The sequence below is a fragment of the Kitasatospora sp. NPDC057542 genome (assembly GCF_042801945.1).
Lineage (GTDB): Bacteria > Actinomycetota > Actinomycetes > Streptomycetales > Streptomycetaceae > Kitasatospora.
This window is the reverse complement of sequence record NZ_JBHVFE010000312.1, coordinates 1-10740: the sequence shown is the minus strand read 5'-3', so window position 1 is coordinate 10740 and position 10740 is coordinate 1. Positions and strand designations below refer to the sequence as shown.

General features: G+C 74.7%; 7 protein-coding genes. 5 read left to right on the top strand and 2 right to left on the bottom strand.

Annotated features, from left to right (window positions below):
• Nucleotides 1–46: 46 nt before the first annotated feature.
• Nucleotides 47–1165 (bottom strand): trypsin-like serine peptidase, encoded by a 1119-nt coding sequence (locus ACFU7Y_RS30505; RefSeq protein ID WP_380770338.1) that lies wholly within the window; start codon nt 1163–1165, stop codon nt 47–49.
• Between the two features lie 58 nt (nt 1166–1223).
• Nucleotides 1224–2420, bottom strand: coding sequence for a trypsin-like serine peptidase (locus tag ACFU7Y_RS30500; protein ID WP_380770337.1), 1197 nt, complete (start codon nt 2418–2420; stop codon nt 1224–1226).
• Between the two features lie 414 nt (nt 2421–2834).
• Here ACFU7Y_RS30500 and ACFU7Y_RS30495 point away from each other — a divergent pair, with 414 nt between their 5' ends.
• The 5 genes from ACFU7Y_RS30495 to ACFU7Y_RS30475 form a co-directional block, all read left to right on the top strand.
• The gene (locus ACFU7Y_RS30495) at nt 2835–4691 is read left to right on the top strand and encodes an IucA/IucC family protein (RefSeq protein WP_380770336.1); all 1857 of its coding nucleotides are present in this window, start codon (nt 2835–2837) and stop codon (nt 4689–4691) included.
• Between the two features lie 13 nt (nt 4692–4704).
• Entirely contained in the window at nt 4705–5334 is a 630-nt protein-coding gene (locus ACFU7Y_RS30490; RefSeq protein ID WP_374119995.1) for a GNAT family N-acetyltransferase, read from the top strand.
• A gap of 9 nt (nt 5335–5343) precedes the next feature.
• Nucleotides 5344–6738, top strand: coding sequence for a lysine N(6)-hydroxylase/L-ornithine N(5)-oxygenase family protein (locus ACFU7Y_RS30485; RefSeq protein WP_224281045.1), 1395 nt, complete (start codon nt 5344–5346; stop codon nt 6736–6738).
• On the top strand, nt 6716–8539 hold the full coding sequence (locus tag ACFU7Y_RS30480; RefSeq protein ID WP_224281044.1) for an IucA/IucC family siderophore biosynthesis protein: 1824 nt from the start codon (nt 6716–6718) through the stop codon (nt 8537–8539). The genes ACFU7Y_RS30485 and ACFU7Y_RS30480 overlap by 23 nt, the downstream gene beginning before the upstream one ends.
• A 12-nt stretch (nt 8540–8551) precedes the next feature.
• Nucleotides 8552–10740 (top strand): ATP-dependent DNA helicase (locus ACFU7Y_RS30475; protein WP_380770335.1); only part of this gene is annotated, 2189 nt, incomplete at its 3' end.

The following is a 10740-nucleotide window of genomic DNA, read 5'->3' as shown; positions in this document are numbered from 1 at the left end:
ACGCGTTGCCGTCCCGGGGCCCCTCCCGCGTCTCCCCCCGCAGGAGCTACCTGACGTTCTTGGCGAAGTACTCGAAGGCCTGCTTCGCCTGGTCCTGCAGGGAGGGGCCGGCCTGGTAGCCGGCCGGGTTGCGGTTGCCGAGCGCGCCGACGCTGACCAGGTTGGGCTTGCCGTCCCTGGTGACGAACCAGCCGCCGCCGCTGGAGCCGGCCGTCATGGTGCAGCCGATCAGGTACATCGGCGGGCGGGTCCGGTCGAAGGAGAGCAGCCCGGGCGCGACCGGGGAGTCGCAGTGTTCGAGCTCCAGGCCGTCGAACGGCCGCTCGGCCGGGTAGCCGTAGGCGGCGGCCGCGGTGATCCGGTCGCGCGGGGCGTTGAACCAGATCGGCACCGAGCCGCCGACCGTCTCCTCCAGGGACCTGCCGGAGCCGTCCTCGCCGCGCACCCGCAGGACGCCGTAGTCGTACTGGTGGTGGGCGCCGACGCCGCCCTCCTGGAGCCAGGTCGGAGAGACCAGCGCGCGCACCGCCGTCCACCGGCCGTACGGGGCGGCCTGCTGGTCGGGGTTCGGCTTGCCGTGGACCATCTGGCCGTCCCGGTTGAAGCCGGGTACGAAGACCAGGTTCTTCAGCCAGCCGCCGCCCTTGCCGTCGTGCAGGCAGTGCGCGGCGGTGTAGACGAGGTTGCTGCGGCCGGGGTTGCCCGGGTCGGAGACCACGGTGGCGGAGCAGGCCGCGTCGCCCTGCGGCGTGGTCATGAAGAGCCGGCCGACCACCGAGCCGGCCTGGCCGTACGGGTGCGGCAGCGGCTTGGCCTGGACGGCGGCGGGCGGGGCGTCCCGTTCGACGCCGGCCGCCGCGGGGGCGGTCAGGGAGTACTCCGGGGTCGGCCGGGGCTTGGCGGCGTCCATCCGGGCCGCCGGCCAGGAGCCGGGCGCCGCGTCGTTGGCGAAGGCGCTGTCGGCGACGTAGCGGGCCCAGTCCTCCACCTTCCAGCCGGTCAGGTCGCCCAGGCTGGTGGGCGCGGACCTGGGCAGGGCGAGGGGGGCGGTGGCGGGCCGGGCGGGGCCGTCCGGGCCGCACCCGGCCGTGCCCAGCGCAAGCGCGGCGAGCAGCGCGGCGCCCGCCGTCGCGGCCCGGCGCCGCCGGCTGGTGGTTCTCGGCATGCTGGCTCGTTCCCCCGTGCTGTGCTGGTGGTTCCGTACCGCTCCCCGGTGGCGGCTGCTACTTCTTGGAGATCCAGTCCAGTGCCTGCCGGGCGACCGCCTCCAGGTACGGACCGCTCAGCGAGGTGTGCTCCTGGGTGCCGATCGAGGTGTTGCTGACCAGGGCGGTCCGGCCGTCGGGCATGGTGGCGAACCAGCCGCCTCCGCTGGCGCCCTGGGTCATGTTGCAGCCGATGGTCAGCATGGTCGGACGCTTGGCGTCGAAGGAGAGCCGGGTGGGCTTGCCGCCGTCGCACGCGTACAGCTCCTGGCCGTCGAACGGCTTGACGAGCGGGTAGCCGACGGCCGAGACCCTGAGCTGGTCGCGCGGCGCGTCGAACCAGACCGGGACGGCCGAACCGACCGTCTCCTCCAGGGACTTGCCGGTGTCGTTCTGGTTGTGCACGCGCATGACCGCGAAGTCGTACTGGTTGGCGGCGTCGCCGCTGCCGCCGCCCTCGACCATCCACTGCGGCGAGGTGGTGACCTGGTCGGCCCACCAGGTGCCGAGCGGGGCCAGTTCGGACAGCGGGGCCCGCTTGCCGCCGCTGGAGGCGCCCGAGTTGTTGTACGCGGGCACGAAGACCAGGTCCTTGTAGAAGTTCCCGCCCTTGCCCTCGTGCACGCAGTGGCCGGCCGTCCAGACCAGGTTGCTCTTGCCCGGGTGCTGCGGGTCGGTGATCACCGTCGCCGAGCAGTTGCCGCGGCCGCCCTTGGCGGAGAAGAACACCTTGCCGGAGGGCTGCTTGGTGTACGGGCGGGGCATCGCCACGGCCTTGACCGCCGGGGGTTCGGGGTCGGTCACGCCGTCGTCGGTGGACGGCTTGGGGGTGGCCGGGGCGGGCTTGGCAGCGGGCGGGGCCGGATCGGCGGGCTTGGAGTCGCCCATCTTGTCCGGGTCCCAGAAGTCCTTCACCACCGGGTTGTTGAAGACGTGCTTGGACGCCCACTTGTCCCAGTCCTCGAACTTCCACTTCTTCAGGTCGTCCCAGCTCCTGGGCAGCCCCTCCAGCAGGCTGGTCGGCAGCCCGGACGGGAGGGTGATCCCGCCGATCACGCCGCCCGAGCCCGCGGCCGGGGCCGCTGCCGTGGAGGAGGGCGGCGGCGCGGGGCTGGTCCCGCCGCCCGCCGGACCGTCCGGCCCGCAGGCGCTCACGGCGAGCAGGGTGCCCGCGGCCAGGGCGGCGGCCAGGGCTGACCGGTGGATCGTTGGCATCTGTGCGCTTCCCCCTGTGCTCGGTCGTTCGGTGCTGGGCGGTGCCGGGTCGCCGGGTGGTGCCCCGGCCGGTGGCCCGGTATCCGGGTGGTGCGTGGCCGGCCGGTTCGCGGTGCGGCGGGCCGCCGCCCTGGAGTCTTCCATCGCAGACGAGGACGGCGGTGCCCGCCCCCCGGGTTGCGCTGCGGGCCGGAGGTCACCGATCCGTGATCCGGGCCCCGGCCGGTTGACCGGCCCAGCAGGGCATCCGGCCCCGGAGGTGGACAATCGCCGATTCTCACCCGGACGAGTGAGCGGTCCTTGTGATCACCCGTCAGGGATAGGTAACCCTTACCTGACGCGACGGTGCGAGTGCCCGCCGATCCCCTCCACCACAGTGCGCGTCCGCACCCCCACGCGCCCCAAGGAGCAGCCTTGAGCACCGCCCTCACCGGAGCCCCGCCCGTACCGCCGCCCACCGTGGAGCGGGCCTGCGGGCACGACCTGCTGCTGCACCCCGACCCGGCCGTCGCCGCCGAGCAGGCCGGACTGGAGGCCCTGCTGCGCTGCTGGACGCGGGAGACCGGAGCCCGGCCCGGCCCGGACGGCCGGCTGCGGATCGCCGTCCTCGGCGGGGCCGCCCGGCTCGCCGCCCCGGTCCGCTACTGGTCACCCGGCGGCTGGCACCGCTTCGGGCCCGCCACCCTCGCGGTGGGGGAGGTCGCCGCGGCGGGTGATGTCTCCGAGGCCCCGGTGGACGCCGTCACCGCCGCCGCGCTGCTCGCCGCCGCGGCCGCCGAACGGCCCGACCCCGGCCAGGTCGCCGACCTGGCCGGCCGGGTCGCCGACTCGGTCGTGCGCACCACCGAGATCCTCGCCCACCGCCGCACCGCCGCCGTGCCCGGCGGGCCGGAGCGCTCGCACTTCCTCGCCGCCGAGCAGTCCCTGCTGCTCGGCCACCCGCTGCACCCCACGCCGAAGAGCCGCGACGGCCTCGGGCCGGCCCAGAGCGCCGCCTACTCGCCCGAGCTGCACGGCTCCTTCCAGCTGCACTGGTACGCGGTGGACCGTGAGCTGCTCGCGGCCGGCTCCGCCGCCGCCGAGAGCGCCGAGCAGCTCACCGCAGGCCTGCTCGGCGGCGGCACGGCGCTGCCGCCCGGCACCGCCGCCGTCCCGCTGCACCCGTGGCAGGCCCGCGAACTCGCCCACCGCCCACCCGTTGCCGCACTGCTCGCCGACGGGCTGCTGCACGACCTCGGGCCGGCCGGCGAACCCTGGTACCCCACCTCCTCGGTGCGCACCGTCTACCGGCCCGGCACCCCGTGGATGCTCAAGCTCTCGCTCGGCCTGCGGATCACCAACTCCCGCCGGGAGAACCTGCGCAAGGAGCTCCACCGCGGCCTGGAGATGCACCGGCTGCTGGAGAGCGGACTGGCCGCCGAGTGGCGGGCCGCCCACCCCGGCTTCGACATCGTCCGCGACCCGGCGTGGATCGGCGTCGACCACCCCGACCTCGGCGACCCGGGCGGCCTGGACACCGTGCTGCGCGCCCAGCCCTTCGCGCCCGCCGAGCGCGCGCTGTGCGTCGCCGGGCTGGTCGCCGAACAGCCGCTGGGCACCGGCGACACCGTGCCCTCCCGGCTCGGCGACACCCTGCGGGCGCTGGCCGCGCGCTGCGCCCGCCCGCTGCCGACCGTGGCCGCCGAATGGTTCCTGCGCTACCTGGACGCGGTCGTGCTGCCCATCCTCTGGCTGGACGGCCGGGGCGGCATCGCCCTGGAGGCGCACCAGCAGAACAGCCTCGTGCTGCTGGACGCCGAGGGCTGGCCGTGCGGCGGCCGCTACCGCGACAACCAGGGCTACTACTACCGGGAGAGCGCCGCCGGTAAGCTCACCGCCCGGCTGCCCGGGCTCGGCGCGGACAGCGACACCTTCCTGCCGGACGAGGTGATCGACCACCACTTCGCCTACTACCTCGGCATCAACCACGTGCTCGGCCTGATCGGCGCCTTCGGGTCCCAGCGGCTCGCCGACGAGACGGTGCTGCTGGCCGCGCTGCGCCGGTTCCTGGCCGGCCCGCGGGTCACCGCCACCGGATCGGCGCTGCCCGAGCTGCTGCTGGACGCGCCCGCGCTGCCCTGCAAGGCCAACCTGCTCACCCGGATCAACGGCATGGACGAACTGGTCGGCCCGGTCGCCAGCCAGTCCGTGTACGTGGACATCCCCAACCCGGTGGCGGAGCACGTGAGCGAGCGGTGGGGGCGCCCCCGGCCGGAGGCCGGGGGCGAGTGAACCGGAAAGAGGCGTGCCCGGGCGAACGCCCCGGCGAGGGGAGCGAGGTGGCGGCGTGACGTCGTGCGACCCGTCCGGGTGGGGTGCCGTCCCCACCCCGGCCGGTGAGTTCCGGCTCGACCCGGTCCGGCTGCCCGCCGACCTGGCGCTGCTCGCCGGATGGATGAACGACCCCGAGGTCGACGCCTTCTGGGAGCTCGCCGGGCCGCCGGAGGTCACCGAACGGCACGTCCGGGACCAGCTGGACGGCGACGGACGCAGCATTCCGTGCCTCGGCCTGCTCGACGGCGAGCCGATGAGCTACTGGGAGGTCTACCGCGCCGACCTCGACCCGCTCGCCGCGCACTACCCGGCCCGGCCGTACGACACCGGCGTGCACCTGCTGCTCGGCCCGGCGGCCAGCCGCGGCCGCGGGCTGGGCGCCGTCCTCCTGGCCGCCCTAGCAGAATTGATTCTCCGCCGGAATCCGCGCTGCGAGCGGGTGGTGGCCGAGCCGGACGTCCGCAACCGGCGGTCCGTCCGGGCCTTCGAACGGGCCGGATTCCGGGCCGCCGCCGAACTCGACCTGCCCGACAAGCGCGCCGCCCTGATGGTCCGCGACCGGCCCGGCCGGCTCGCCGCGCAGGCCCAACTCCCCGCCTAGGACACCCCTGTGGACACCTCGACACCCCCTCCGTACGACCTGCTCGGCGTCGGCATCGGTCCGTTCAACCTCTCGCTCGCCGCGCTCGCCGAGCCCGTCCCCGGCCTGCGCACGCTCTTCTGCGACCAGCGCCCGGAGTTCCGCTGGCACCACGGGATGCTGGTGGACGGCGCCCGGATGCAGGTGCCGTTCCTCGCCGACCTGGTCTCCCTGGTCGACCCGACCAGCCGCTGGTCCTTCCTCAACTACCTGCGCGAGCAGGACCGGCTGTTCCCGTTCTACTTCGCCGAGCGCTTCCAGCTGCCGCGCCGCGAGTACGACCACTACTGCCGCTGGGCCGCCGAGCGGCTGGCCAACTGCCGCTTCGGCACCGAGGTCACCGCCCTGCACTGGGACGCGCCCTGGTACCGCGTCGAGCTGACCGACACCGCGACCGGCCGGCGCTCCGAGGCCAGGGCCCGCAACCTCGCCCTCGGCGTCGGCACCCGGCCGGTGCTGCCCGAGGCCTTCGCCGCGCTGGCCGGCCACCCGAGGGCCTTCCACTCCGCCGAGTACCTGGACCGCCGCGCCGACCTGGCCGGCGCCCGGGACATCACCGTGGTCGGCAGCGGACAGTCCGGCGCCGAGGTCTTCCTCGACCTGCTCCGGCGGCACGAGGGCGACGGCGTCCGGCTGCGCTGGCTCACCCGGACCAGGGCGCTCGCCCCCATGGAGTACTCCAAGCTCGGCCTGGAACACTTCACCCCCGACTACACCCGCTACTTCCACGGCCTGCCCGCCCCCGTCCGGGACGCGCTGGTCGCCGCCCAGTGGCAGCTGCACAAGGCCGCCAGCGCCGAGACCCTCGCCGAGATCCACGACCACCTCTACGAGCGCACCATCGGCCGCCCGATCGACACCGCCCCGGTCGAGATCACCCCCGGCACCGCCGTCGACGCGGCCCGCCCCGGCCCGTGCGGCGGCCTCGAACTGCACTGCCGGCACACCGACTCCGGCGCCGAGCACCTGCTGCGCACCGACGCCGTGGTGCTCGCCACCGGCTACCGGGCGGCCCGCCCGGCCGCGCTCGAACCGCTCGCCGAGCTGATCGACTGGGACGAGGCCGGGCGCTACCGGGTCGACCTGGACCACCGGGTCGCCACCCGGCCCGAGCTCACCGGCGGGCTGTACGTCCAGAACGCCGAACTGCACACCCACGGCGTCGGCACCCCCGACCTGGGGCTCGGTGCCCACCGGGCCGCCGTGATCCTCAACGCCGTCACCGGGCGCACCGTCCACCGGCTGCCCGGCCGCACCGCCTGGACCGGCTTCGCGCCACCCGTCCCCGCGCCCGCGCCCTTCGACCGGACCCCCGTCGTCCCCCGCCCCCAGGAGTTGACCCGTGCCGCAACCGTCGGCCGCTGAACCGCCGCTCCACCTGCCCCCGCACCTCACCGCCGGGCACTGGCGGCGGGCCGGCCGCGCCCTGCTGGCCAAGATGCTGGGCGAGTTCGCCTACGAGGAACTGCTCCGGCCCGTCCCCGGCGACGCGCCCGGCGAGTACCGGCTGGAGCTGCCCGAGGCCGAGTACCGCTTCACCGCCCGGCGCGGCGCCTACGACAGCTGGCAGGTCGACCCGGAGTCCGTCCGCTGCTCCCGCCCGGACGGCCTGGACCCGCTGCGCTTCCTCCCGTACGCCCGGCAGACCCTCGGCATGCGCGGCGAGACCACCGGCCACCTGATCCGCGAGCTCTCCGCCACCCTGACCGCCGACGCCCGCCAGCTCGCCACCGCGCTGACCGCCGCCGAGCTCGCCGACCTCGACCACACCGCGCTGGAGGGCCGGCAGACCGGCCACCCCTGGATCGTCCCCAACAAGGGCCGGATCGGCTTCTCCGCCACCGACGCCGCCCGCTGGGCACCGGAGGCCCGCAGCCCGCGCCCGCTGCCCTGGATCGCCGTCCACCGCCGGCTCGCCGAGTACCGCGGCGTGCCCGGCCTGGAACGGCCCGAGCAGCTGTACGCCCGCGAGCTGGACGACGTCGACGCCCTGCGCGCCCCGCTGGGCCCGGACGCCGAGGACTACCTGCTGCTGCCGGTCCACCCCTGGCAGTGGGACGAGACGATCCTGCCGCTCTTCGCCCCCTGGATCGCCTCCGGAGAGATCGTCCCGCTGCCCTCGGACGGCGACCCACGGCTGCCCCAGCAGTCCATCCGCTCCTTCTTCAACACCGCCCACCCCGAGCGCTGCACCGTCAAGCTGCCGCTGTCCGTCCTCAACACCCTGGTCTGGCGGGGCCTGCCGGTCGAGCGCACGCTCGCCGCGCCCACCGTCACCGCCTGGCTGCTCGGGCTGCGCGACGCCGACCCGTACCTGCGCGACGAGTGCCGGGTGATCCTGCTCGGCGAGATCGCCTCCGTCACCGTCGACCATCCGCTCTACCGCGAGCTGCCCGAGGCGCCCTACCAGTACAAGGAACTGCTCGGCGCGATCTGGCGCCAGCCGCTCGGCCCCTTCCTGGACGGCGGCGAGCGGGCCCGCACCCTGGCCGCGTTGCTGCAGACCGGCTCCGACGGGCGGGCGCTCGCCGCCGAGCTGATCACCCGCTCCGGCCTCACCCCCGCCGAGTGGACCGGCCGGCTGTTCGCCGCGATGATGCCGCCGCTACTGCACTTCCTCTACCGCTACGGCCTGGTCTTCTCCCCGCACGGCGAGAACGCCATCGTGGTCTTCGACGAGCGGGACACCCCGGTCCGGCTCGCGGTCAAGGACTTCGTGGACGACGTCAACCTCAGCGCGCAGAGCCTGCCCGAGCTGCACGGCCTGCCCGCCGAGGTGGCCGAGGTGCTGCTGCGGGAGAGCCCGCAGGGGCTCTGCCAGTTCATCCACTCCGGGCTGTTCATCGGCGTCTTCCGCTACCTCGCCCCGCTGCTGGAGGCGCAGGCCGGGCTGCCCGAGACCGAGTTCTGGGCCCTGCTGCGCGCCGAGGTGCTCCGCTACCAGGACCGCTTCCCCGAGCTGCGCGAGCGCTTCGAGCTGTTCGACCTGTTCCGCCCCCGGATCGACCGGCTCTGCCTCAACCGCAACCGGCTGCTGCTGGACGGCTACCAGGACCGCCCGCACCGCCCGCACGCCGCCCGGTACGGGACCGTGCCCAACGCGCTGGTGGCCGTGGACGTGCGACTGCCCGTGCAACGGGACCGGATTGTCACCCCCGCCCCGTAGGGTGGGAGGGTCATGACGAACGACTCCGAATCCCACGACTCCGAATCCCAGCGGGCGGCGGACCTCGGCGACGAGGCCGAGGAAGCCGTAGCCGTCCCGCGCTCGCGGATCCCCGAACTGCTGCACGCCGCGGTGGCGGCCGTCGGCGGTGTGGAGCGCCCCGGCCAGGTCCGGATGGCCGAGGCGGTCGCCGACGCCGTCGACCACGGCGAGCACCTGCTCGTCCAGGCCGGCACCGGCACCGGGAAGTCCCTGGCCTACCTGGTGCCCGCGCTCGCCCACGGCGATCGCGTGGTGGTCGCCACCGCCACGCTGGCGCTGCAACGCCAGCTGGTGGAGCGGGACTTGCCGCGCACCGTCGAGGCGCTGCATCCGGTGCTGCGCCGCCGCCCGCTGTTCGCGATGCTCAAGGGCCGCTCCAACTACCTGTGCCTGCACCGGGCCAACGAGGGCACCCCGAGCGACGAGGGCGAGGGCCTGTTCGACCCGGTGGACGCGCTCGGCGGGCCCACCGGGAAGCTCGGGCAGGACGTGCTGCGGCTGCGCGACTGGGCCGAGGAGACCGACACCGGGGACCGCGACGACCTCAGCCCCGGCGTCTCCGACAAGGCCTGGGCCCAGCTGTCGGTCACCTCCAAGGAGTGCCTGGGCGCCACCCGCTGCCCGTACGGGCAGGAGTGCTTCGCGGAGAAGGCGCGGGAGCGGGCCAAGCTCGCGGACGTCGTGGTCACCAACCACGCGATGCTCGCGATCGACGCGATCGAGGGCGCTCCGGTGCTGCCCGAGCACGGGCTGCTGATCGTGGACGAGGCGCACGAGCTGGTCAACCGGGTCACCGGCGCGGCCACCGCCGAGCTGACCGTCGGCGCGGTCAACCGGGCGGTGAAGCGGGCCGCGCGGCTGGCCAACGAGAAGGCGGTGGACGCGCTCCAGGCCGCCGCCGAGAACTACCACGGCCTGATGGAGACGGCCCAGCCCGGCCGGGTCGAGGAACTGCCCGAGTACCTGGCGTACGCCGTCACCGCGATTCGGGACGCCGCCCGCCAGGTGATCACCTCGCTGGGCGAGACCAGGGACAAGGGGCTCAGCGACGAGGACGCCGTCCGCAAGCAGGCGATGGCCTCGGCCGAGGCACTGCACGAGACCGCCGAGCGGCTGCTGGAGGACTCCGAGTACGACGTGGTCTGGATCGAGCGCAGCGACCGCTACGGGCTGGGCACCGCCTCGCTGCGGGTCGCCCCGCTGAGCGTCTCCGGGCTGCTGCGCGAGGGGCTGTACAAGGAGCGCTCGGTCGTCCTCACCTCGGCCACGCTCAAGCTCGGCGGGGACTTCAACGGCGTCGCCGCCTCGGTCGGCCTGCCCTCCGAGACGCGGCTGCCGGACGTCCGCACCGCCGGGGACAACCCGGAGGCCGGCCCGGCCTTCGGCGAGGACGCGGTGCCGTACTGGCGCGGGATCGACGTCGGCTCGCCGTTCAAGTACCCCAAGCAGGGCATCCTGTACGTCGCCAAACACCTGGCCGACCCCGGGCGCGATCCCGAACGGCCGGACATGCTGGACGAGTTGGCCGAGCTGATCGGCGCGGCCGGCGGGCGGACACTGGGCCTGTTCTCCTCGATGCGCGGCGCCCAGACGGCCGCCGAGGCGATGCGCGAGCGGCTGGACCACCGCGTCCTGCTCCAGGGCGAGGACACCCTGGGCGAGTTGATCCGGGAGTTCGCCTCGGACGCGACCACCTGCCTGTTCGGCACGCTCTCGCTCTGGCAGGGCGTGGACGTGCCCGGCTCGGCCTGCCAGCTGGTCGTGATGGACCGGATCCCGTTCCCCCGGCCGGACGACCCGCTGATGAGCGCCCGCCAGAAGGACGTCGAACAGCGCGGCGGGAACGGCTTCATGGCCGTCGCGGCGACGCACGCGGCGCTGCTGATGGCGCAGGGCGCGGGCCGGCTGGTGCGCGCGGCCGACGACCGGGGCGTGGTCGCGGTGCTGGACCCGCGGGTGGAGACCAAGCGGTACGGGGGCTTCTTCCGCTCCTCGATGCCGGAGTTCTGGTACACCACGGACCGCAACCAGGTGCGCCGCTCGCTGGCGGCGATCGACGCCTCGGCGGCGCCGGTGCGGCCGGTGGTGAAGCTCCGTGCCGGTCTGTTTGCGGACGAGGGCCAGGATGACCAGGCCGGACAGGGCGAGCAGGGTGGTCC

What these genes read in the sequence shown, in the direction of transcription:
- ACFU7Y_RS30505 (WP_380770338.1), bottom strand. Translation starts at nt 1,165, where the DNA reads ATGCCGAGAACCACCAGCCGGCGGCGCCGGGCCGCGACGGCGGGCGCC.
- ACFU7Y_RS30500 (WP_380770337.1), bottom strand. Translation starts at nt 2,420, where the DNA reads ATGCCAACGATCCACCGGTCAGCCCTGGCCGCCGCCCTGGCCGCGGGC.